The organism is Streptomyces sp. NPDC054975, from assembly GCF_053609105.1.
In genome coordinates this window covers 310,673-333,556 of sequence record NZ_JBSGWV010000004.1, presented here as the reverse complement: position 1 = coordinate 333,556, position 22,884 = coordinate 310,673, and the positions used below count along the sequence as shown (strand labels likewise).

Here is a 22,884-nt window from a genome sequence, read left to right as displayed (position 1 = left end):
GGCATCCAGCCTCAGATCGCGATGCCCGTCGATCTCCTGCACCTGCTGGCCGTGGGCGCCGGGGGGGGGGGGCGGCCCCCCGGGGGGGGGGGGGGGGGCGGGCCGCCCCCCCCCCCCGCTCCCGTAGGATCTCGGTGTGAGTAGCGCCCCCCACCCCGTCAGTACAGAAGGCAAGCTCGGCGTCGTCGTCATCGCCTACAACGACGCGGAGCTGGTCGGCGAGGCGATCCGCTCGGCGCTCGCCCAGGGACCCGTCGTCGCCGAGGTCGTCGCCGTCGACGACTGCTCCAGCGACGCCACCGGGAAGGTCCTGGACGAGCTGGCCGCTCTCCACTCCCGGGTCCGCGTCGTCCACCGCACCGAGAACAGCGGTGGCTGCGGCACCCCCCGCAACGACGGCATCCAGGCGGCCACCGCGCCGTACGTGATGTTCCTGGACAGCGACGACATCCTGCCCGAGGGCGCGGCCGAGGCCCTGGTCACGGCCGCCGAGCGGCACAGCACCCCCGTGGCCGTCGGCGCCTGCGTACGCCGTGAGCTGCCCGAGGGCCGCGACGTGCGCTGGCAGCCCGCCCTCTACCAGGAGCCGGCCCTCCTGGAGACCGCGGACGACCTCGCCCCGCTCGTCCACGACACGCTCTGCGTCAACAAGATCTACCGGCGCTCCTTCCTCACCGAGCACGCCATCAGGTTCCCCGACGGCCGGTTCGTCTACGAGGACTTCCTCTTCACCGCCCGCGTGCTGGCCGCCGCACCCCGCATCGCGGTGATCCCCGACACCGTGTACGTCTGGCACGTGCGCCGCGCCGCCGCCCAGCTCTCGATCTCCCTCGCCCGCGAGGACGTCACCAACTGGCAGGCCCGGATCGCCGCCCACCGCCAGGCCGTCGAGACCCTGCGGGAGGCCGGGCGCGCCGAGCTCGCCGCCGCCTGCCGCACCAAGTTCCTCGAACACGACCTGCGCATGTACGCCCGCGAGCTGCGGCTGCGCGACACCGCGTACCAGAGCGCCTGGTGGCGGCTGACCCGCGAGCACCTCACGGCGTTCGAGGAGGGCGAGCTCGCCGCGGCGACCGCGCCCGCCCGCTGGACGGCCCGCTTCCTGCTGGCCGCCGAGGAGCCCAGGGACCTGCTGCGGCTGTCCCGGCTGGCCGCCGACCCCGCCCGTCTCCTTCCGCCGTACGCCCGTAAGGGCACCTCCGCCGTCTGGTCCGAGGACCTGCCCGACGTGGAGCTCGACGGCATGGACACCCTGCCGCTTGCCGACCTCCCGCTGGTGGTCGACGCGGCCCTGCGGACCGGCGCGGGGGCCGAGCTGCGCCTCACGGTCCGCGATCTGTACGGGCGGGTGGGCGCGGCGGGCCCGCGTACCGCCGAGGTCGCGTTCGTCCCCCGGGGCGCCGACACGCCGGCCCGTACCGAGCGGGCCGAGCTGACCGAGGTGGACGGTGGCTGGACCACCCGCGTCCCGGCCGGGCTCACCGGCCTGGCCCGGGCGGGCCGTGGCCGCGGCAACACGGGGATCCAGTTCTGGGACATCAGGATCACGGTGACGTGCGCCGACGGGGAGACCTTCTCGACGGCGCTCCGGCTGCCGGAGGGCTGCCAGCGGCGATCGGTGCTGCCGAGCAGCCGGTACGGTGTACTGCTGGTGCAGCAGTACACCACGGCGAACGGCTCGCTCGCGGTGCGGATCGCACCCGGTGCCCGCGACGGGCTCGGGGCGGTCAGGGCCAGGCTTCGGCGGCTCTCGCGCCGTTCATAGCGAAAGGAATTGGGGCGTAATGACTTATCTGATCACCGGTGGCGCCGGCTACATCGGCTCGCACGTGGTCCGGGCCATGACGCAGGCGGGGGAGCGGGTCGTCGTCCTCGACGACCTGTCCACGGGCTACGCGGAGCGGGTCCCGGAGGGCGTACCCCTGGTGGTCGGTTCGACCCTGGACCGCGATGTCCTGGACCGCACCATCGCCGAGCACGGTGTCACGGGCGTCGTCCACCTCGCGGCGAAGAAGCAGGTCGGCGAGTCCGTCGAGATGCCGCTGCACTACTACCGCGAGAACGTGCAGGGCCTCACCGTCCTCCTGGAGGCCGTGGCGGCCGCCGGAGTCCGTAACTTCCTCTTCTCGTCCTCCGCCGCCGTCTACGGCATGCCGGACGTCGACCTCGTCACCGAGGAGACGCCCTGCCTGCCGCTGAGCCCGTACGGCGAGACGAAGCTGGCCGGCGAGTGGATCGTCCGCGCCGCCGGCAAGGCCCACGGCATCTCCACCGCCTGCCTGCGCTACTTCAACGTGGCGGGCGCCGCGACCCCCGAGCTGGCCGACACCGGCGTCTTCAACCTGGTCCCGATGGTCTTCGAGCGGCTCGACGCCGGTGAGGCCCCGCGGATCTTCGGCGACGACTACGCCACCCCGGACGGCACCTGCGTCCGCGACTACATCCACGTCGAGGACCTCGCCGACGCCCACCTCGTCGCCGCGCGCAAGCTCGCCGAGTGGGCCGCCGCCGGTGAGCCGCGCGACCTGACGGTCAACATCGGCCGCGGCGAGGGCGTCTCCGTCACCGAGATGATCGACCTGATCAACGAGATCACCGGCCACTCCGTCGCCCCGGTCGTCACCCCGCGCCGCCCCGGCGACCCGGCCCGTGTCGTCGCCTCCGCGGACCGTATCGCCGCCGAGCTGGGCTGGAAGGCCCGCCACGACGTCCGCGACATGATCAGCTCGGCGTGGGCCGGCTGGGTCGCCCGCCGCTCCGTCACCAGCTGATCCGACACGCACCACCCGTCGGGAGACCGATACGGCGAAGGGCCGGGGAGCATGCTCCCCGGCCCTTCGCCGTATCACTCTTCGCGGTCCGTCACGGACGGTGGATGCGCTCCACGCCGTAGTACGTCGACACGCACTGGGCGACCCAGTCCTTCTTGTAGTTCCGGGTGTAGTACGGCTCGGCCAGCCAGCCGATGTGCAGCGGCCGGTACTCGACGTCCGTCGCCCCGCGCGCTGCCTGCGCCCGGATACGCGCGTCCTGCTTGTCCCAGGCGAGACCGCGCGAGACCGTGCCGGAGGTGAGCGTCTGCATCTCCGGCAGCAGGGCCGCCGCGCTGCCGAGGACAGCGGCGGCGGTGACCACCACGGCCACGGCCGAGAGCCGCGACGAACGGCCGCCGTTGTTCGCAAGGCGCGTCCCGAGCAGCCGGCCGAGCCACACGCCGTACAGACACAGCGCCATGAGCAGCGGGACCATGAAGCTCGTCCAGGTGCGGGCGTACGTCCAGCCCGAGGGGCCGTAACCGCTGCGCAGGCCGTAGGTCACGGCGAGCGTGGCGACCAGGATCAGCGGCACGGGAAGCAGCATGACGAGCCGCAGCACACCACGCGACGGGCCGGTGGCCTCGGCGGTGGCCACGTCCTCAAGGTCGGCGATCCCCGTACGCGCGACGCGGCGCGAGTAGAACGCCACGGCGAGGCCGAGCAGCACACCGGCGGCGATGGCCCCCAGGTACGCCCACTGGTCCGACAGCACCTGCCAGATCCGCACCCAGTCGCGGACCGTCGCCTTCAGCTCCTCCGGCGCGAGGGTGTCGCGCGGCGGCTGCTGGGAGCGGCGCCAGCGGGCACCGGGGGAGGTGTAGAGCAGCACCAGGCCGGACACCAGGCCGAAGCAGGCGGCGGCGCACCAGGTGAACGGGAACCAGTCCTTCGCGAGCTTCAGCCGGGGCAGCGACAGCAGCCCGGCGGTGCCGGCGAACAGGCCGGCGACGGCGGTGAACGGCTCGCTGAGCGTGCCGATGGCGACGCCGAGGAGCACCACGCCGACGACGGCGGTGACGCGCGCCGCGCGACGCCCGCTGCGGGCGGCCCAGATCGCCGAGAGGACCGCCCAGATGCCGATGATGCTGGGCAGCGTGTGCGAGATGGTGGCCGGGGCCCACAGCAGCACCTGGTACGAACGGGTGCCGGCGAAGAACAGCAGCGTCTCCAGCAGCATCGCCGCGGCGACCAGGCTGATCAGCGGTGCCCGCAGTCCGAGGGCGCGCAGCACCTCGCGGCCCAGCAGGACCAGGCCCACGCCGAGCGTGAGGATCAGCACGAGGGGCAGCACCTTCGGGCCCAGCAGGCCGTCCGCGTACACCACACCGCTCAGGAGCGCGTTGGTGACCCGCCCGTTCTGGGTCATGTAGAAGTCCGAGGCGATGCCGAAGACTCCCATGTCACGGGTCTTCCAGACGGCGCACCAGTCGTCCGACGTGGGGCGCACGTACAGGCCGAGGAAGGCACCGACGGACAGCAGGGCCCCGGTCACGGCGACCGATATCAGCCCGGCCCAACGCACGAGGCGCCCGATTCCGGCCGGTGCGGAGTCTCTGCCGTCGCCCTCCGCGGGCCGCACGTCGCGCCGCGACGCTGTCGTACTGCTCATCGTTCTATCTCTCCAGGAAAAGGAAGAGTTCTTCCCAGCGGTCGGTGATCTCCTCGGCGGCGTACCGCTGGACGTTGCGCCAAGCCGCGTCGCCCATCTGGTTGCGCAGCTCGGAGTCGGCGATCAGCGTCGTGATGTGCGTGCCGAGCTCGATCGTGTTGCCGAGCCGGGCGAGCAGACCGTCCTCGCCGTCGCGGATGATCTCACGGACACCCGGCGCGCAGTCGAACGCGGCACAGGGCACGCCGGCGGCCATGGCCTCGAGGAGGGTGATCGGGAAGCCCTCGGCGCGGGACGCCTGGGCGAAGACGGACGCGCCGCGCAGCGCGCCGAGCACGTCGTTGGTGCGTCCCATCCACTCGACGGAGTCGTCCAGATCCATCGACGTGGCGTGCCGGCGGAGCGTTTCCTCCTCGTCGCCGGCGCCGTAGATCCGCAGCTTCCAGTCGGGGTGCCGGGGGGCGACCTCGGCCCAGGCGTCGAGCAGCATGTCGACGCCCTTCTCGTGCGAGAGGCGGCCGATGCAGGCGACGACCTTCTCGGTACGGGGGGCGGGCGCGTCGGGCATGAACGGCAGCGGGTTCGGCAGGTGGCCGACGTTGTCCATGCCGTTGCGGATCCACAGATCGGCGTCGCCTGGCGTGAGCACGAGCAGCCGGTCGACGTCCTTGTAGTACCGCTTCACCCGGGCGAGCCGGGAGGAGGCGGCGCTCGCCTGGTACGACTCGTGGCTCATGCCGATGACCGTGAGGCCCTTGGTGTCGGCGAGCGCGACCCACTCCATCGCCCAGACCTGGGTGACGATGACGACCGCTCCGGGGCGGGCCGCGGCGAACAGCGCCGTCAGCTTGTCCGCCTTCTCCCGCATCCCGGCCGCGCGGGCCCGATGCCGCATCCGCTCGGCCGCATTGAGCTTGCCCTTGAGGCCGCGCAGCGACCGCACCGACGGAGGGTGCGCGTCGTACAGCGTGGTCGTGGCGTACGGCAGGTCGGCGGGGAACTCGTGGGCGCGTCCCGCCGGTGCCGGGGTGATGCCGATGACATGCACCCGGTGGCCGCGGTCGGCGAACTGACGGGCCATCTGGTGCGACCAGGTGGTCACCCCGCCCATCTCGTCGACGCTGTTGGACACGAAGAAGATGTCACGGCCGCCGGACACGGCGGTCTGCTCGGTCACTTACCGCTCCTGGTGAAGAACTTCTCGACGATCTGCCGGGCCGCGTCGCCCCGGTCGTAGGCGCTGAACTCGGCGTTGAATCGCTCCCGCGCCGCCGAGTACTTGGCGTCCGCCTCGTCCTTGAGGTTGGCGACCGCCGAGAACAGCTCGTCCTCGGTGGCCACCACGGGTCCGGGCGCCTTCGCCTTCAGATCGAAGTACGTGCCGCGGCTCTCCGTCGAGTACTCCTCGTAGTCGTACGTGAAGAAGATCATCGGCCGGTCGAGCAGCCCGTAGTCGAACATCACCGAGGAATAGTCGGTGATCAGACCGTCGGCCAGCTCCAGCAGCGGGGTGATGTCGTGGTGGTGCGTGACATCGATGACCCGGCCGCGGACCGACGGCGGGAGCGTCAGGTTGTTGAGGTAGTGCGAGCGGATCAGCAGGGTGTGCGTGTCGCCGAAGCGCTCCGCGAACTCCACCACGTCGAAGGGCAGCTCGAAGCGGCGTACGCCTCCGCCCGGCGCGGCCCGGAAGGTCGGCGCGTACAGCAGCACCGTCTTGTCCGGCGCGATGCCCAGCTCGTCGGCGAGCGCACCGCGCTCACGGGTGCCGCTCGCGGCCTCCTGCTGCCGCGCCGCCACCAGGGCGTCGTTGCGCGGGTAGCCGGCCGGCAGGAGCTTCTCCTCCTTGAGCCGGAAGGCGGCCGCGAGCGTACGGATGTCGTGCTCGGAGCGGATCAGGAAGTGGTCGAACCGGTCCAGCGAACGCTGGAACGCGTTCTGCGCCGCCAGGCCCTGCTTCTTCGTGCCCGGCTCGTGGAAGCCCATCCGCTTGAGCGCCGAACCGTGCCAGGTCTGGATGTACGTGGTGCCGGGACGCTTGGTCAGCTTCAGCGGGAAGCCCTGGTTGTCGATCCAGAACTCCGCCTGGGCCAGCGCCCGCAGGTACTGCCAGCTCCACCGCTGGACGAGCGTGGCGTCCTTGGGGAACCCGGTGGGACGGGCGCCCGCGTAGGACCACACCGCCTCGAACTCGACGCCCTGGCGGCGCATCTCCTCGTAGATCGCCTTCGGGCTGTCGCTGTACTGCTTGCCGAGGTGGCTCTCGAAGACGACCAGACCCTTGCGGATCGGGAGCTTGCTGTACACGTCGTGGTAGACGCGCAGCTTGGTCTCGCCCGCGTTGAGGTCGCGACGGGCCTTGAGGATCCTGCGCAGACCCGTCTTGGCCAGGCCGGCGGTGCGGCCGTGCATGGCGCCCTCGATCAGCGCGGACGCGCGGACGGCCGCGCGGCCCTCGGCCGTGAGGACGTACGACAGGTTGCCCTTCTTCGTGACCTCGGGTGCGAACCGGTCGGAGACCAGCCGGGTCAGCCGGGGCCGGACCCGGACCGTGCGGGTCTCGCTGAGCTCGACGCTGCCGGCGGAGACCCGGGTGCGCAGCTCGTCGCCGTCGACCACGAGGATCAGCCGGACGTCCCAGACCGCGTCGATGATGCCCAGCGGCCGCACCTTGCGGGTGATGTCGGCCGTGGCGTCCCACTCGATGGCGGTGTCCGTGCGGCGCAGCGCGGTCACGGGGAACCGGAAGGCGCGCACACCGATCTTGCGGCGCGGCTGGAACTCCAGGTACGCCTTCAGCTCGGCGTCGGCCCCGATGCGGCCCAGCGGGTTCACGACCGCGCCGGACAGGCGCACGGCGCCGTCGGTGCCCGCGTACGAGGTGAGCCGGTTGCCGAGGACCATGGAGGTCAGCGGCTTGGTGTGGTAGCCCGCAGCCGTGACGTCCAGGATGCGACGGCCCTCGGGGTCGTCCAGGTGGCCGTCGCACCAGAAGATGTGGCCGTCGTGCTCGATGAGCGGGGCCGTCAGCCGGCCCTTGTTCGCGAGCGCGTCGGACGCCGGGAGCAGGTTGTCCCAGTCCTCCTTGCCCAGCAGGTAGGCGCAGATGGCGTGGAGCGGCTGGACCTCGGTGTAGGCGTTCGGGTCGATCCCGGAGAGATAGCCGTTGGCCAGCTCCGCGAACTCGCGCCGGTACTCCTCACCCATCCGCGGCAGGTCACGCAGATGCAGGACCAGGTCGTGCTTGAGGAACTTGATGTCCTTGCGGTACCGCAGCTCGTCGTAGCCCTTGCTCTTCAGCAGGGCGTCCACCCGGCGGTGTATTTCCATCCGGTGGACGAAGTTGGCGATCTCGTGGCGCCGGTTGCTGATGGACTTCGACGCCGCGCTCTCCTGGACGTTCCAGTAGTAGACCTGGTTCGGGATGAGCGTGATCCGGCGCGCGGCCACGTAGGCCTGCGCCGAGAAGAGCAGGTCCTCGTAGTGGATGCCGACCGGGAATTCGAGCTGCTGCTCCAGCAGGAACTCGCGCCGGTAGCACTTGTTCGTCGAGAGGGTGTCGAAGACCATCAGGTCGGGCAGCTCGGTGATCGACTCGATCGTCCGGGTGCCCGAGTAGATCCAGGGGTACCACTCGGTGGTCTTGCGGTGACGGCTGTCGAGGTGCACGCGGACGCAGAGACCGGAGACGATGTCGGAACCGGTCCGCTCGGCGGCGTCCAGCATGTTCCGGCAGGCGTTGCGCTCCAGCACGTCGTCGCTGTCCAGGAACATGACGTACGCGCCCTTGGCACGCTGCACGCCGTAGTTCCGGGGCGCGCCACAACCGCCGCTGTTCTCGGGGAGCTGGTACGCGCGGACCCGGTCGGGGTGCGCGGCGGCCAGTCCCTGGGCGACCTCGAAGGTGTCGTCCTTGCTGCAGTCGTCGACGATGAGGACCTCGACACTGTGCAGGGTCTGGTCCAGGACTGATCGGACGGCCGTCGGGAGACGCTCTGCGTCGTTGTACGCGATGACGACCACGGAGACGTCAGGCACTTGCACCTCGATCCACTTTCTTCCTTTAGACAGACCCAAGCTACCTGGTGTTCGCCCCCGCCCCCGCCGCACGGGCGCTCCAGTGGCGAGGAGCCGTTTCACGATCGTTACGGGACCGCTCCCCGCTGAACTACAACCTTCTCGGCGGTTCATCCGTCACCTCTGGTGCCGACCGCCTCGGGTATCCCCCGGGTGGCTGGTGAGATTTTTCGCAACGTCTCCGCGGAACCCTCTCCCGGCCAGGAAAGACCATTTTGTCGCGTGACCCGGATCACGGTTTGAGCGCGCGATGTGGCCTTTCCGACCCGTACTCTGAGAGGGCTGCCCGAGGAGGGTCCCGGCGACCGCCCCGGACTCCTGTCCGGTCCGCCTTCGCGCCGTACTTTCTCGCTCATCAACCAGGAGTGACCGTTTCATGACCAGGCTTTCGGTCGTTGTTCCTTGCTACAACGAGGAAGAGGTCGTCGAGCACTTCGACAACCGCATCCGAGAGGTCCTCGACGGCCTCTCCCTCGACTACGAGATCTGCTACGTGGACGACGGCAGCGCCGACGGCACTCTCGGCAAGCTCCGCGGCATAGCGGCACGTCACCCCGAGGGCACCCAGTACGTCTCCTTCAGCCGTAACTTCGGCAAGGAGGCCGGCATGCTCGCCGGTCTGCGCAAGGCCACCGGCGACGCGGTCGTGATCATGGACGCCGACCTCCAGCACCCGCCGGAGCTCATCGAGCCCATGCTCGACCTCTACCACCTCGGCCACGACCAGGTCATCGCGCGGCGTACCCGCGAGGGCGACAAGAAGGTCCGCTCAGCCCTCAGCCGGCTCTACTACCGGGCGGTCAACCGCTGGGTCGACGTCGAGCTGACCGACGGCGTCGGTGACTTCCGGCTGCTGTCGAGACCCGCCGTGGACGCCCTGCTGTCGCTGCCCGAGTACAACCGTTTCTCCAAGGGCCTGTTCTCCTGGATCGGCTTCGACACGGTCACCTTCGACTACCAGAACGCCGCCCGCGAGGCCGGCGAGACGAAGTGGAAGTTCAGCTCCCTGGTCAACTACGGCATGGACGGGCTGATCTCCTTCAACAACCGTCCGCTGCGCATCGCCATCTGGATGGGTCTGGGGCTCTCGGCGCTGGCCGCGCTGTACGCCATCTGGATCACCGTCTCGGCGATCACGCAGGGCGTCTCCGCGCCTGGTTACGTCACGCTCGTCGCGATCATCGTCGGCCTCGGCGGCGTCCAGATGATCATGCTGGGGCTCATCGGCGAGTACATCGGCCGCATCTACTACGAGACCAAGCGCCGGCCGCACTTCCTGGTCAAGGAGACCCACCGCACGGTCCCGCGCGGCAACGACGAGCGCGTGCGCGTCGCGACCGGCGACCGGGACAGCTGATGCGGAAGCTGATGGGCGGACAGCTCGGGCAGATCGTCCGCTTCGGCCTCGTCGGCGGCGTCAACACGGCCACGTTCTACGGGTGCTACCTGCTGCTGCACCCGTGGATGCCGTACTTCGCGGCGTACTCGATCGCCTTCGTGCTCAGCATGATCGGCTCGTTCTTCCTCAACACGTACTTCACGTACCGCACGAAGCCCAGCTGGAAGAAGTTCGCGCTCTTCCCGCTCACCAACGTCACCAACTACCTGGTGCAGAGCGTCGGCCTGTACGCGCTGGTGACCTGGGCCGGGATGGACGACCGGATCGCACCGCTGGTCGCGGCCGTCGTCGCCATCCCGTTCACCTACCTGCTGTCGAAGAAGATCCTTGTGCCGGGCGGCAAGCAGGCACAGACCGGTCCTGCGGGACCGGCCGGCCCGACCGGCTCCACGGGCCCGACCGGCCCGACGGAGGTCGAGTCGGACACCGTCGCCAGCCGCTGAGCTTCCCTCACACGGCCTGGTGCCCGTCCCTTCCGCTGCCTGGAATGGGAGGGCACCAGGCCGCTGTGGGTTCCGCTGGGTGGAATGGACGGGCGCCGTCCGTCCCGCCTCGCGTAGATTGCCGCGTGACATCAGAGTGGGGCGACGACGCCGGTGACGGCGGTACAGGTGGCGGCGGTAAAGGTGACAGTGGCAAGGCAGTTCGTGACGGAAGCCCGCAGGATCGTCGTCAAGGTCGGCTCGTCCTCCCTCACCACCGCGTCCGGCGGCCTCGACGCCGACCGGGTCGACGCCCTGGTCGACGTCCTCGCCAAGGTCCGTAGCGGCGGCGAGAAGGAGATCGTGCTCGTCTCCTCCGGCGCCATCGCCGCCGGACTCGCCCCGCTCGGCCTCACCCGCCGCCCCAAGGACCTCGCCCGTCAGCAGGCCGCCGCCAGCGTCGGCCAGGGCCTCCTCGTCGCCCGCTACACCGCCTCCTTCGCCCGCTACGGCGTACGCGTCGGACAGGTGCTGCTCACCACCGACGACACCAGCCGCCGCGCCCACTACCGCAACGCCTACCGGACCCTCGACCAGCTGCTCGCCATGGGCGCCCTGCCGGTCGTCAACGAGAACGACACCGTCGCCACGGACGAGATCCGCTTCGGCGACAACGACCGGCTCGCCGCCCTCGTCGCCCACCTCGTCCGCGCCGACCTGCTCGTGCTGCTCTCCGACGTCGACGGGCTCTATGACGGCGACCCCGCCAAGCCGGGCACCTCGCGGATCGCCGAGGTGGCGGGTCCCGAGGACATCGCCCACGTCGAGATCGGCTCCGCCGGCAAGGCCGGGGTCGGCACCGGCGGCATGGTCACCAAGGTCGAGGCGGCCCGGATCGCCGCGGCCGCCGGCATCCCCGTCGTCCTCACCTCCGCGATCCGCGCCGCCGACGCCCTGGCGGGCCGCGACACCGGTACGTACTTCCACCGCACCGGCCGCCGCTCCGCCGACCGGCTCCTCTGGCTCGCCCACGCCTCCACCCCGCAGGGCAGCCTCACCCTGGACGAGGGCGCCGTACGGGCCGTGGTCGAGGGCAAGAAGTCGCTGCTCGCCGCCGGAATCGCCGCCGTCGAGGGGGAGTTCGTGGCGGGCGACCCGGTCGAACTGCGCGACACCGACGGCCGGGCCGTCGCCCGCGGCCTCGTCAACTTCGACGCCAAGGAGATCCCCCGGATGCTCGGCCGCTCCACGCCCGAGCTCGCCCGCGAGCTCGGCCCGGAGTACGAGCGGGAGGTCGTCCACCGCGACGACCTGGTGGTCGTCCGCGCCTGATCGGTCCCTTTGAGCGGGGCGTGGGAGCGGCGTGGGGGGCGGCGTATGAGCGGTGTGTGGAGAAACGGCTGAAAGACCGGCCATCCGGTAGGGACCTTTACCAAAACCGCCCCACGTGCCGCCTCGGACTGGTCAACTTTGTCTCGGGGACAAGACAAGGGCGGGGTACAGCACCACACGCATCAAACAGGAGGCCGCCGGTGAGACGAGCGCGCCCTGGGGCACCGCCCCGCGGGACAGCCGAACGCGCCCTGACCAGTGTCGAGGCCGGAGCCGACTTCGACGAGGGACAGGGCACCGAGACAGCTCAGGCACGCGGTGAGGAGCGGCCGGTGGTCGCCTCGAAGCTCTGGCACATCACCCTCAGCGTCTCGGGCGCCGAGGCCCCGCTGAAGGAGGTCAGGCGCGGCCTCGAGCAGCTGGCCCACGACCATCCCTTCCTGCTGACCAGCCGCTACGCCAATGATCACGCGGAGATCCGCTACTGGGAAGAGGCCCGTGACCTGCACGATGCCGCGGCGGTTGCGCTCCGGCTCTGGGGTGAGCACCGGCAGAGCGCCAAGCTGCCGCCATGGGAGATCGTCGGCCTGGAGGTCATCGACCGCGAGACCTACCACCTGCGGATCGCCGAGGGCTACGGCCCCCCACCGGCCGCCCCGGTGGGGGTGCACCCGTACTGAAACCGCTGTCATCGCGGTACCCGAGATCGCCGTCTCGGAGTGCGGGATACGGACGGCAAGTGTGAGGGATGTCCGCAGCGGTGCCAGTACCCTGCGGACATGACCTCGCTCACGCCCCTCGACAATCTGTCCCCGGTCGCCCGGGCCGCCTACCGAGCCCGCGCCGCCGCCGCCGAAATCGCGCCACTTCCGCGCGCGGCCAAGGACGACGCCCTGTTGGCGATCGCGGACGCTCTTGAGGTCCGTACCGCCGAGATCGTCGAGGCCAACGCGGAGGACGTCGCCCGGGCCCGCGAGGCGGGGACCAGCGAGACCGTCATCGACCGGCTCACCCTCACCCCCGAGCGCGTCCGCGCCATCGCCGCCGACGTCCGTGACGTGGCCGCCCTGCCGGACCCCGTCGGCGAGGTCGTCCGCGGAAAGACCCTGCCCAACGGGATCGACCTGCGCCAGGTCCGCGTCCCCCTCGGCGTCGTCGGCATCATCTACGAGGCCCGCCCGAACGTGACCGTCGACGCGGCCGCCCTCTGCCTCAAGTCCGGCAACGCCGTCCTGCTGCGTGGCTCGTCCTCCGCGTACTCCTCCAACACCGCCCTGGTGAAGGTCCTGCGCGACGCCGTCGGGGGCGCCGGGCTGCCCGCCGACGCCGTCCAGCTCGTGCCCGGCGAGTCCCGCGACTCGGTCCGCGAGCTGATGCGCGCCCGCGGCCTGGTCGACGTCCTCATCCCGCGCGGCGGCGCCTCCCTGATCCGTACCGTCGTCGAGGAGTCCACCGTCCCCGTCATCGAGACCGGCACCGGGAACTGCCACGTCTACGTGGACGCCCAGGCCGACCTCGACATGGCCGTCGACATCCTCGTCAACTCCAAGGCCCAGCGGCCCAGCGTCTGCAACTCCGCCGAGACGCTCCTGGTGCACCAGGACATCGCTGAGGTCTTCCTGCCGCGCGCCCTGGCCGCGCTGGCCGACGCCGGCGTCACCGTCCACGCCGACGAGCGGGTCCTCGCCCACGCCGAGGGCTCCAAGGCCACCGTCGTCCCGGCGACCCCCGAGGACTGGGAGACCGAGTACCTCTCCTACGACATCGCCGCCGCCGTCGTGGACTCCCTCGACAAGGCCGTCGAGCACATCCGGCTCTGGTCCTCGGGCCACACCGAGGCGATCGTCACCACTTCGCAGGGCGCCGCCCGCCGCTTCACCCAGCTGGTCGACTCCACGACGGTCGCTGTCAACGCGTCCACCCGGTTCACCGACGGAGGCCAGTTCGGCTTCGGCGCCGAGATCGGCATCTCGACCCAGAAACTGCACGCCCGCGGGCCCATGGGCCTGCCCGAACTGACCTCGACGAAGTACATCGTCACCGGCGACGGTCACACTCGGTGATCCCGGTTTCCCCCGTTCGGCCCCGCTCCCACGGGGCCACGGGGGGACCGGACGGGCGGGGATGTTCCGCACTCTCCCTGCCCAAAACCCCCTCCCAGGTCTACTCTGAAAAACGTGCCGGACGACGTGGGGGGCAGGCCGTTCCAGGACGGCAGGGACCCTGAGAACTCGGACGACCGCGGGGGCGCGAAGGACGACTTCGCCACCGTGGTGTTCGACGAGGACTTCGTACGGGCCGCCGCGGTCCATGAGCCCACCGCCGTGGAACGCCTCCTGGCGGCCGCCCAGGCGCGCGCCGAGGCGGAGGCCGCCCGCGCAAGGGCCGGCGGCAGACCCGGCGACGACGACCCCTACGGGGACGGTTACGACCCGTCGGACCCCTTCGGCGGCCGCTACGGCGACGCGTACGACCCGAACGACCCCGACGGCGACTCCAGCCCCTACGGCCCGCACGGCGGCGCCCTGCGCCCCTACCGGGGCAGCGCCCGTTGGCACCGGCCGGTCGCCTGGGTGCTCGCCCTGGTGATGGGCGTCGGCATGGTCGCCCTCGCCTTCACCGCGGTCTACCGGGGCGCCTCCGCCAACCGACAGGACCAGGTCCCCGCCCCCGCCACCACCGGCATCGACGAGCCTCGCGGCAACCCGCCGGCGGCCACCGCGCCCTCGGCCTCCGCCGAGTACTCCCCGGCGCCCGTCCACGCCGTCCCGCGCACGCCCTGAGCCCCGCGCGCCGCGCGTCGGAAATCTTCGGAACTTGTCGTGTACCTGGGCGTTTACCGAAGCCGCGTCCGACCTACTCTGAAGATATGGCAGGGCGTGGCGACCCGCCTGAGGGGCCGGTTCCCGACCCCGGCGGTGGTGAGGACGAGTACCGATCCGTCGTCTTCGACGAGTCGTTCGTCCGCGCTGCCCGCCTTCAGGAGTTCTCGGCGGAAGAGCGGATGGGCGAGCCCTCCCAGGCCGTACGCTCCCGCTCCACGTGGGAGCCCAGAAGCGGCTCCCGCCAGGCCTTCCTGCTGGTGCTGCTGATCCTCCTCGCCTTCGGCACGGCCATCTATCTCGGCGTCCGCAACCCCTACCAGCCCCCCGTCGACCAGCGGGCCGAACCCCTACGGATCACCCTGGTCCCGCTCGCGCCGCAGAGCCCGGTCCCGGGCGGCCGGCCCGCCCAGCTGTTCGCGACCAGCCCCGCAGCCGAGTACCGCACGGGCGCCGCCGGCATCAACTTCCCGGCCACCGGGCGCACCACCCACTTCTCGGAGGGCCAGGTGGTGACGGCCCTGTCCATCGCCAAGGACTACCTCGTGGCCTCCTCCCTGGAGGCCGACGTGCTGAGGGGGGAGACGGTCCGCCCCGCCCGCCTGCTGCTCGACCCCGACCAGCTCGCGCAGTTCGACCGGAGCGTCGAGTCCTCGCTCGACGACGGCCGCCACGCCGAGGCCGGCTGGCTGGTGCGGTTCGACCCGGCCGAGGTCGCCCTGGCCGACCCGACCGTCCGCGTCCAGGGCACTCTCCGCTTCGCGGAGACGGCCGCCGACATGCTGGAGGTCACCTCGGACCACACCTTCACCTACGCGCTGCGCCCGGCGTCCGACGGAGCCGGGCCGGTGGCCGCCGCCTCCCTCTTCACCGTCCACCGCGCGATGCACTTCCGCTTCGACCGCGAGGACCTGCGGATGCACCGGGCGGAGCTGCTGGCCAGCATCGTCCAGGCGGGGCCGCAGGCCTGCGGCCCCGACGCCGGCGGAGCCCTCCGCCCGCTGCTCGCGGGCGAACGCACCTCCGCCTCGGGCGGCCCGGTCGTCACCGACCCCTACGCCACGGGCCGCCCCGCCGCCCCCGCCCTCTGCGGCACCCTCGCCCCGCGAGCACAACCCTCGGCCTGACCGGCGCCGCGCTCGCCCACGGTCTGGCCCCGGCTCGCGTGCTCAGGCCTCCGTCTGGCCGCCGCTGTTTCTGCCGCTCTCGCCGCCGGTGTCGCCCTTCGCGCTGCTGCCCGTGCCGCCGCCGAACCGGCTGCGCAGCTTTCCGCCCAGGTCGCCCGCCAGGTCGCCCGCGCCACCGGCGATGTCGCCGACCAGCTTCATCAGCGGGTCCTTGCTGGTGCGCACCGATTCGGCGTAGTGCCCGGCAGACTCCCGGAAGGAGTCGGTCACCGAGGCGTCCTTGTCCTCCGCGCGCCGCGGGTAGTGCCCGTCCATGATCCGCTGGTAGTCCCGGGTCTCCGACCACTTCTTCAGCTCGGCCGCCCGGACCGTGGTGAACGGGTGCGAGCGCGGGAGCACGTTGAGGATCTTCAGGACGGAGTCGCGCAGGTCCCCGCCCTTCTCGTACTCGTCGGCCTGGGCGAGGAACGCGTCCACGTTCATCTCGTGCAGATGGTTGCCACCGGCGATCTTCATCAGACCGCGCATCGACGCCTGCAGGTCCTGGCCGACCAGGAGACCCGCCCGGTCCGCCGACAGCTCGGACTTGCGGAACCACTCCCGCAGCGCCGTCACGATCGCCATGATCGCCACGTTCCCGAGGGGGATCCAGGCGACCTTGACCGCCAGGCTGGTGAGGAACATCAGAATCGTGCGGTACACGGAGTGACCGGAGAGGGCGTGGCCCACCTCGTGGCCGACGACCGCCCGCATCTCCTCCTCGTCGAGCAGCTCCACGAGGCCGGTGGTGACCACGATGATCGGCTCGTCCAGGCCGATGCACATCGCGTTCGGCTTCGGGTCCTGCGTGACGTACATCGGCGGGACCTTCTCCAGGTCCAGGATGTAACACGCGTCCCTCAGCATGTCGTTGAGGTGGGCGAACTGGGCGTCACTCACCCGCACGGAGTCGGAGAGGAAGAGCAGTCGCAGGCTGCGCTCGGGCAGCAGGCCGCTGAGCGCCTTGAAGACCGTGTCGAAGCCGGTGAGCTTGCGCAGGGCCACGAGCGCCGAACGGTCCGCCGGGTGCTCGTAGGCGCGTGAGGAGATGCCGGGGAAGCGCTTGCGCTGCCTGCTCGGCACGTTCCCCTGATCGTTGTCGGCGTTCTCTGTCATGGATGCCCCCTGTTCGTACGAGACCTTGCTCGTCCCCCTGACGCGTCCCAGCCTAGGTGCTGGGGTCCCGAAGCACCGGAGCCTGTGGATAACTCGGGTTCGGGGAGGACGGCGGGGTACGACAGCCCGGACAACGACTGAGTCGGCGTGAGCGTGCCCGGACGGCCCGCATACGATGTGCGCGAAGTCTCCGCTCCCACCCCCGATCGATAGGTCCTGCCGAAGATGAGCCTCCACAGCACCGCCGCGAACCTGGTCATGCTCGCCGAGGGCGCCGAGCACGGCGGCAACCACGACAGCCTCAACCCCTACCTCACCGGTTTCGGCGCGCTCGGCGCCCTGCTCCTGCTGCTGTGGATCACCACCCGCTTCAACCGCGACCGCTGAGCCGCAGACCGGACCGAAGGCGCCCGCTGCCGTGCCAGTAGGCTCTGCACGCATGGGAGAGCAGGAAGTGCCTACTGGCGGCCGCGGCAAGCGCCGCCTCGGCGTGATGGGCGGAACGTTCGACCCGATCCACCACGGACACCTGGTGGCCGCCAGTGAGGTGGCCGCCCTGTTCCACCTCGACGAGGTGGTGTTCGTGCCGACCGGGGAGCCGTGGCAGAAGAGCCACAAGGCCGTCTCGCCGGCCGAGGACCGCTATCTGATGACGGTCATCGCCACGGCGTCCAACCCCCAGTTCTCGGTCAGCCGTATCGAGATCGACCGGGGCGGGCCGACGTACACCATCGACACCCTGCGGGACCTGCGCTCCCTCAACAGCGACTCGGACCTCTTCTTCATCACGGGTGCCGACGCGCTGTCGCAGATCCTCACGTGGCGCGACGCCGAGGAGCTGTTCTCGCTCGCCCACTTCATCGGCGTCACCCGGCCGGGCCACGACCTCACGGACGACGGCCTGCCCAAGGGGGGCGTCTCGCTCGTCGAGGTTCCCGCGCTCGCCATCTCCTCCACCGACTGCCGGGCGAGGGTCGCACAGGGCGATCCCGTCTGGTATTTGGTGCCGGACGGTGTGGTGCGCTACATCGACAAGCGCCAGTTGTACCGCGGCGAGTGAGCCTCGGAGAGGGGCACCGGTGAACGATCAGAACCCGTACGACCCGTACTACCCGCAGCCGCAGATCATCGGCTACGACGAGTACGGGCAGCCGGTGTACCAGCAGGTCCCACCGCAGTCGCAGCAGCCGTACGACGCGTACGACCCGTACGCCCAGCAGGGCCCTGCTCCCCAGCAGGGGCAACAGCAGGGGTACGGCTACGACGCCTACGGGCAGCCCGTCCAGCCCCAGCGGCCCCAGGCGGCCCCGCAGCAGCAGCCGCAGTACGACCCGTACGGGCAGTCGCAGCAGCAGGGCTACGGCTACTCCTCGTACGACACCGGCCAGCAGTGGGCCGTCCAGGCCGACACGACTCCCGCCGCCGCGCCGACCCCCCCTCCGGCCGCACCGGTGGCCGCGCCGCCCGGTGTGCCGGGCCAGCGCCCCGCGCCGGAGGGCGGCGGCGACCGCGACTACCGCACCGAGCAGTTCTCGTTCATCGAGGAGCCCGACGAGGACTCCGAAGACGTCATCGACTGGCTGAAGTTCACCGAGAGCCGCTCCGAGCGGCGCGAGGAGGCCAGGCGGCGCGGCCGCAACCGGGTCGTCGCCCTGGTCGTCGCCCTGGCCCTCGCCGTCGTCGGCGGGGTCGGCTACCTGTGGTCCGAGGGCAAGCTCCCCGGCATGTCGGGCGAGGAGCAGAAGAAGAACACCGCGACCGGCCCGCAGAAGCGCGACACGATCGTCGTCCACCTCCACGACATCAAGAGCGGCAACACCTCCACCGCCCTCCTCGTCGACAACACCACGACCGGTCAGGGCACCACCGTCCTGCTCCCCAACAGCCTCTCCGTGTCCAACTCGGAGGGCTCCGCGACCACGCTCGCCAAGTCCGTCGAGGACGACGGTTCCAGCGGCACGCGCGAGGCGGTCGGCAACCTCCTCGGAACGAAGATCACCGGCACGTGGCGCCTGGACAGCCCGTTCCTGGAGAACCTCGTCGAGCTCGTCAGCAACATCGACCTCACCACCGACGTCACCGTGCCCAGCGACAAGAAGGGCGAGGACCCGCTCGTCACCAAGGGCGAGAACCAGACGCTCAACGGCCGCGCCGCCGTCGCCTACGCGACCTACCGCGCGCCCGGCGAGGCCGAGGCCAAGCAGCTCCAGCGCTTCGGCCAGGTTCTCTACGGAGTGCTGCGGAAGATGTCCGACGACCCCAAGGCCAACGCCGACACCATCGCGACGCTGGTCATGATCCTGGACCCGTCCCTGCCCGAGAAGGACCTCGGCGCCTCGCTCGCCGGCCTCGCCAAGCACGCCAAGGGCGGCGACTACAAGACGGCCGTGCTCCCGGTGGAGCAGGACGGCTCGCTCAGCGAGACCGCGGCCGACAGTGTGGTCAAGGACATCCTCGGCGGCAAGGTCAGCGCCCCCGAGCAGGGTGAGGCGGTCCGGGTCTCGGTCCGTGACGCCACCGGTAAGGACGCCACCGAGGCGGCCAGGGTCGTCCTGGTCAACGGAGGCTTCTCCTTCGTGGGCGGCGCCGAGGCGGACACCCAGGCGACCTCCCAGGTCCTGTACGGCGACGACGCCCAGAAGACGACCGCCGCCGAGGTCGCCACGACGCTCGGCCTCCCGGCCGGCGCGGTCAAGAAGGGCAAGCCCGCCGGAAACGCCGATGTCACGGTGGTTCTGGGCCAGGACTACAAGATCCCCGGGAGCAAGAAGTGACCCGTTCGTAATCGTTTGCGGGGAGGTCGGCGGCACGTGAGACCCTTGATGTGTCTCTGACCGCCGACGAAAGCCTGCTTGTGACCGCCACGGATCGCTCCATCGAGCTCGTCAACGCCGCCGCCCAGGCGGCGGCCGACCGGCTCGCGCACGACATCATCGCGTACGACGTCAGCGATGTGCTGTCGATCACCGACGCCTTCCTGCTCGCCTCCGCCCCCAACGACCGCCAGGTCAAGTCGATCGTCGACGAGATCGAGGAGCGGCTCAACAAGGACCTCGGCGCCAAGCCGGTCCGCCGTGAGGGCGACCGCGACGCCCGCTGGATCCTCCTGGACTACGTCGACATCGTCGTCCACGTCCAGCACAGCGAGGAGCGGGTCTTCTACGCCCTGGAGCGGCTCTGGAAGGACTGCCCCGAGCTGCCCCTCCCCGAGGACGCCCTGAAGACCCGCGGCAAGGCCGCCGAGCACGCCGCGCTGACCGGTGTCGGCGAGGAGACGGACGGTGAGCTGAGCTGAGCACCACCAAGGGCGGCAGCGGCCGCCGCATCGTCCTGTGGCGGCACGGCCAGACCTCCTGGAACCTGGAGCGCCGCTTCCAGGGCTCCACGGACATCGAACTGACCGAGACCGGTGTCGCCCAGGCGCGCCGGTCCGCGCGGCTGCTCGCCTCGCTGAGGCCGGACGCGATCATCGCCTCCGACCTGAAGCGGGCGGCGGCCACCGCGGCCGAGCTGTCCGCGATCACCGGTCACCTCGTCACGCACGACTCCGCCCTGCGCGAGACGTACGCGGGGGAGTGGCAGGGGCTGACCCACGACGAGATCGTGGCGCGCTACGGCGAGCAGTACGCCGCCTGGAAGCGCGGCGAGCCCGTGCGGCGGGGCGGCGGCGAGCTGGAGACCGAGGTCGCCGACCGGGCCGCTCCGCTGGTCCTGGAGTACGCCGACAAGCTGCCGGAGAACGGCACGCTCGTCGTCGTCAGCCACGGCGGCACCATCCGCACCACCATCGGCCGGCTCCTCGGCCTGGAGGCGCACCACTGGGAGAGCCTCGGCGGGCTCTCCAACTGCTGCTGGTCCGTCCTCGGTGAGGGCGCCCGGGGCTGGCGGCTCATGGAGCACAACGCCGGCACGCTGCCCGAACCGGTCCTCGGAGACGACGACTGAGCGGTCCGCCCACCCGGATTTCACTTTCCGGCAGGTCACAGGCTAAAGTTCTTCTTGTTCGCAGCGCGGAGCGCGAAGAACACGAGGGGCTATAGCTCAGTTGGTAGAGCGCCTGCATGGCATGCAGGAGGTCAGGAGTTCAATTCTCCTTAGCTCCACAGTCACCGAATCCCGTCCCCACCTGGGGGCGGGATTCGTCGTTTCTCCCGCCTCGCTCGCCTGCGGACCGGCCGCGTGCACGGGCCAGTTGTTCGCCTTCCGGCTCGTCCAGGGCGCGGGGTACGCCGAGCTCGCTGACCCCCTTGCGGGGCCATGGCAGAATCGGACGGCCGGAGGGGAACGAGGGTCCGGGCGGGAGGGAGTGCGCGTTGGCCGCGAGCTGTGCCGAGGATGCCGAGGCCCATGCCGTCATCGAGGCCGTCGGGTCCGCGGAACCGCACAGCTGGAGCTGAGTGATGGGTGCACACAGGCGGAAATGCGACTGGTGCGGCAGTGGTACGCCCATCGTGCGGGACATGGACCCGGTCAACAGCGAGTACCAGTACTGGTGCGAGGAGTGCGCGCGGGCGCTGATCATAAAAGGCGACCCGATCGAGACCTACCGAGAGCTCGAAGGTGAGCCGATCTACGGCCGGCTCCTCGACGAACACTGCACCCTGAAGCGGTTCTACTCCTTCGCCACGGCCTGACGCCGGCGCGTGAGGGCGTAGCCCACGAACAGCGCTGTCATGGTCAGCGGATAGACCGCCGAGAGCAGCATCTGACCGCCGTTCTGGTCGAGTTCGGGGCGACCCGGGTCGTGCGGGACCCACCAGAGCGCGAACGAGGCGAAGACCAGCGCCACCGCCCAGGGCGCCCAGGTCGGCCGTATCCGCTCGCGGCGGTCCACCAGCAGGACGAGCAGGGGCACGCACCACACCCAGTGGTGGGACCAGGAGATCGGGCTGATCATCAGCGCCGTGACCGCGCAGACGACCACTGCCAGCGCCTTGTCCCCCCGCAGCGCCGCTCGGACCGCGAGCGCCATCGCCGCGGCGCCGAGCACGGCCGCGACCACCGCCCACAGGAGACCGGGGTCGTCGGTGTGCATCAGCCGGGCCAGCACTCCGCGCAGCGACTGGTTGGCCGTCTCCTCGGCGAAGCCGACCCGGCCCGTCTCGAAGAGCGTGTGGGTCCAGAAGCGCCGGGAGTCGTACGGCAGGGCCAGCGCGCTGAGGAGGGTCACCCCCAGGAAGACCGCCGTCGCCGTGGCGGCCGTGCGCAGCCAGGCGTTCCAGTGCTTCTCGCGGCGCCACTGGAGCAGTCCGGCGGCCAGCAGGAGGACGACGAAGAGCCCGGGTGTGAGCTTCACCGCAGTCGCCAGACCGATACCCACGCCCGCCCAGCGGCTGCCCTCGCGGCGTGTGAAGTCCCACAGCACCGCCACCGCGATGAGCAGGTTGATCTGCCCGTATCGCAGCGTCGTCCACACCGGCTCGCACCAGACGACGACCGCCGCCACCCAGAGCGTGGCCTGCCACAGCCGCTCACCGGAGAGGGTCGGCCGGACCAGCCGCAGCGAGAGGTGGGCCAGCGCGACCACGAGGAGCAGGTTCCCTGCCGTGGCCAGCGTCCGCATCAGCGGAACGTCGACGAACGTCAGCGGGACGAACATCAGCCCGGCGAACGGCGGGTAGGTCATGGCGAGGTTCGCCGAAGTGGCGCGCATCGCGTACAGGTCGCCGCCGGCCCGGACCGTCTCTCCCTCCGCCCGGTAGACCATCACGTCGAGCATGTTCACGTGGGCGAGCCGCTGCGCCACCCAGAAGGCGACGAACGACACGAGACAGACCGCCACGGCGGTGGCGAGGGGCCACTGACGGGCGCGGGTTCGGGCGAGGACGGACACGGTCACAGAGGGGGACCCTACCCGCCGGGTTCGAACGCCCAGGGAAACGATTTGGTGATCCCCCGGGGCGCCGGTTAATGTTCTGTCTGTCGCCGCGGGGGAAACCCGGAACGGGGCGGACAGCAAGGGGCTATAGCTCAGTTGGTAGAGCGCCTGCATGGCATGCAGGAGGTCAGGAGTTCAATTCTCCTTAGCTCCACAGTGAAGAAGAAGCGGACCATCCGGATCGGATGGTCCGCTTCTTCGTGTTCGGCGGTTCCCGGGGCTGTTGGGCGGCCCCGGGGCGCCCGGC

General features: G+C 70.7%; 20 protein-coding genes and 2 tRNA genes. 17 read left to right on the top strand and 5 right to left on the bottom strand.

All coding sequences use genetic code 11. The features are described from left to right. Positions 1-136: 136 nt before the first annotated feature. Both ACWF79_RS08015 and galE read left to right on the top strand, forming a co-directional pair. Positions 137-1,765, top strand: coding sequence for a glycosyltransferase family 2 protein (locus ACWF79_RS08015; RefSeq protein ID WP_453727187.1), 1,629 nt, complete (start codon positions 137-139; stop codon positions 1,763-1,765). Positions 1,766-1,784: 19 nt separating this feature from the next. Then, positions 1,785-2,771, top strand: coding sequence for a UDP-glucose 4-epimerase GalE (gene galE, locus ACWF79_RS08010; protein WP_453727186.1), 987 nt, complete (start codon positions 1,785-1,787; stop codon positions 2,769-2,771). A 91-nt stretch (positions 2,772-2,862) separates the two neighbouring features. Here the strand turns inward: galE and ACWF79_RS08005 are convergent, their stop codons facing one another. The 3 genes from ACWF79_RS08005 to ACWF79_RS07995 all read right to left on the bottom strand — a co-directional run bounded on the left by ACWF79_RS08005 (position 2,863) and on the right by ACWF79_RS07995 (position 8,469). Beyond that, entirely contained in the window at positions 2,863-4,425 is a 1,563-nt protein-coding gene (locus ACWF79_RS08005) for a DUF6056 family protein (RefSeq protein ID WP_453727185.1), read from the bottom strand. A gap of 4 nt (positions 4,426-4,429) precedes the next feature. Beyond that, positions 4,430-5,536: a glycosyltransferase gene (locus tag ACWF79_RS08000; RefSeq protein ID WP_453727201.1), complete on the bottom strand. Its 1,107-nt coding sequence runs from the start codon at positions 5,534-5,536 to the stop codon at positions 4,430-4,432. Positions 5,537-5,598: 62 nt separating this feature from the next. After that, positions 5,599-8,469, bottom strand: coding sequence for a bifunctional glycosyltransferase/CDP-glycerol:glycerophosphate glycerophosphotransferase (locus tag ACWF79_RS07995; RefSeq protein ID WP_453727184.1), 2,871 nt, complete (start codon positions 8,467-8,469; stop codon positions 5,599-5,601). Positions 8,470-8,878: 409 nt separating this feature from the next. Here ACWF79_RS07995 and ACWF79_RS07990 point away from each other — a divergent pair, with 409 nt between their 5' ends. The 7 genes from ACWF79_RS07990 (at position 8,879) to ACWF79_RS07960 (ending at position 15,604) form a co-directional block, all read left to right on the top strand. Further along, positions 8,879-9,859: a glycosyltransferase family 2 protein gene (locus ACWF79_RS07990; protein ID WP_453727183.1), complete on the top strand. Its 981-nt coding sequence runs from the start codon at positions 8,879-8,881 to the stop codon at positions 9,857-9,859. Continuing rightward, positions 9,859-10,344 (top strand): GtrA family protein, encoded by a 486-nt coding sequence (locus ACWF79_RS07985; protein WP_453727182.1) that lies wholly within the window; start codon positions 9,859-9,861, stop codon positions 10,342-10,344. The genes ACWF79_RS07990 and ACWF79_RS07985 overlap by 1 nt, the downstream gene beginning before the upstream one ends. A gap of 204 nt (positions 10,345-10,548) precedes the next feature. Further along, positions 10,549-11,655, top strand: coding sequence for a glutamate 5-kinase (proB, locus tag ACWF79_RS07980; RefSeq protein ID WP_453727181.1), 1,107 nt, complete (start codon positions 10,549-10,551; stop codon positions 11,653-11,655). Positions 11,656-11,855: 200 nt separating this feature from the next. After that, complete coding sequence (locus ACWF79_RS07975; protein ID WP_361969022.1) at positions 11,856-12,335, top strand: hypothetical protein; 480 nt, start codon at positions 11,856-11,858, stop codon at positions 12,333-12,335. A gap of 99 nt (positions 12,336-12,434) precedes the next feature. After that, positions 12,435-13,718, top strand: coding sequence for a glutamate-5-semialdehyde dehydrogenase (locus ACWF79_RS07970; RefSeq protein ID WP_453727180.1), 1,284 nt, complete (start codon positions 12,435-12,437; stop codon positions 13,716-13,718). 114 nt (positions 13,719-13,832) lie between these two features. Next, positions 13,833-14,438, top strand: coding sequence for an SCO2584 family spore wall biosynthesis protein (locus ACWF79_RS07965; protein ID WP_453727179.1), 606 nt, complete (start codon positions 13,833-13,835; stop codon positions 14,436-14,438). Positions 14,439-14,524: 86 nt separating this feature from the next. Beyond that, positions 14,525-15,604 carry an SCO2583 family membrane protein gene (locus ACWF79_RS07960; protein ID WP_453727178.1) on the top strand — a complete coding sequence of 360 codons (1,080 nt, stop codon included), beginning with the start codon at positions 14,525-14,527 and terminating at the stop codon, positions 15,602-15,604. 42 nt (positions 15,605-15,646) lie between these two features. On the opposite strand, the gene ACWF79_RS07955 is transcribed toward ACWF79_RS07960, so the two are convergent. Continuing rightward, entirely contained in the window at positions 15,647-16,759 is a 1,113-nt protein-coding gene (locus ACWF79_RS07955) for a M48 family metallopeptidase (protein WP_453727177.1), read from the bottom strand. 225 nt (positions 16,760-16,984) lie between these two features. Between ACWF79_RS07955 and ACWF79_RS07950 the strand changes: the two genes are divergently transcribed. From ACWF79_RS07950 to ACWF79_RS07920, 7 genes are all read left to right on the top strand, one after another. Then, the gene (locus ACWF79_RS07950) at positions 16,985-17,146 is read left to right on the top strand and encodes a hypothetical protein (RefSeq protein ID WP_260226309.1); all 162 of its coding nucleotides are present in this window, start codon (positions 16,985-16,987) and stop codon (positions 17,144-17,146) included. 52 nt (positions 17,147-17,198) lie between these two features. After that, a complete protein-coding gene (gene nadD, locus ACWF79_RS07945; protein ID WP_453727176.1) occupies positions 17,199-17,819 on the top strand; it encodes a nicotinate-nucleotide adenylyltransferase in 621 nt (206 codons plus the stop codon). Positions 17,820-17,838: 19 nt separating this feature from the next. Next, the gene (locus ACWF79_RS07940) at positions 17,839-19,533 is read left to right on the top strand and encodes an LCP family protein (RefSeq protein WP_453727175.1); all 1,695 of its coding nucleotides are present in this window, start codon (positions 17,839-17,841) and stop codon (positions 19,531-19,533) included. An 80-nt stretch (positions 19,534-19,613) separates the two neighbouring features. Beyond that, positions 19,614-20,054 carry a ribosome silencing factor gene (gene rsfS, locus ACWF79_RS07935; protein ID WP_392092446.1) on the top strand — a complete coding sequence of 147 codons (441 nt, stop codon included), beginning with the start codon at positions 19,614-19,616 and terminating at the stop codon, positions 20,052-20,054. Further along, positions 20,051-20,704 (top strand): histidine phosphatase family protein, encoded by a 654-nt coding sequence (locus ACWF79_RS07930; protein WP_453727200.1) that lies wholly within the window; start codon positions 20,051-20,053, stop codon positions 20,702-20,704. Before rsfS ends, ACWF79_RS07930 begins: the two co-directional genes overlap by 4 nt. A gap of 85 nt (positions 20,705-20,789) precedes the next feature. Next, positions 20,790-20,862: transfer RNA gene (locus ACWF79_RS07925), tRNA-Ala, on the top strand. Positions 20,863-21,159: 297 nt separating this feature from the next. Further along, the gene (locus tag ACWF79_RS07920) at positions 21,160-21,393 is read left to right on the top strand and encodes a hypothetical protein (RefSeq protein ID WP_073751314.1); all 234 of its coding nucleotides are present in this window, start codon (positions 21,160-21,162) and stop codon (positions 21,391-21,393) included. On the opposite strand, the gene ACWF79_RS07915 is transcribed toward ACWF79_RS07920, so the two are convergent. Further along, the gene (locus ACWF79_RS07915) at positions 21,372-22,598 is read right to left on the bottom strand and encodes a glycosyltransferase 87 family protein (RefSeq protein ID WP_453727174.1); all 1,227 of its coding nucleotides are present in this window, start codon (positions 22,596-22,598) and stop codon (positions 21,372-21,374) included. The two genes, ACWF79_RS07920 and ACWF79_RS07915, sit on opposite strands and share 22 nt — an antisense overlap. Before the next feature lie 120 nt (positions 22,599-22,718). Between ACWF79_RS07915 and ACWF79_RS07910 the strand changes: the two genes are divergently transcribed. Continuing rightward, positions 22,719-22,791 (top strand) — tRNA-Ala (locus ACWF79_RS07910). Positions 22,792-22,884 lie beyond the last annotated feature (93 nt).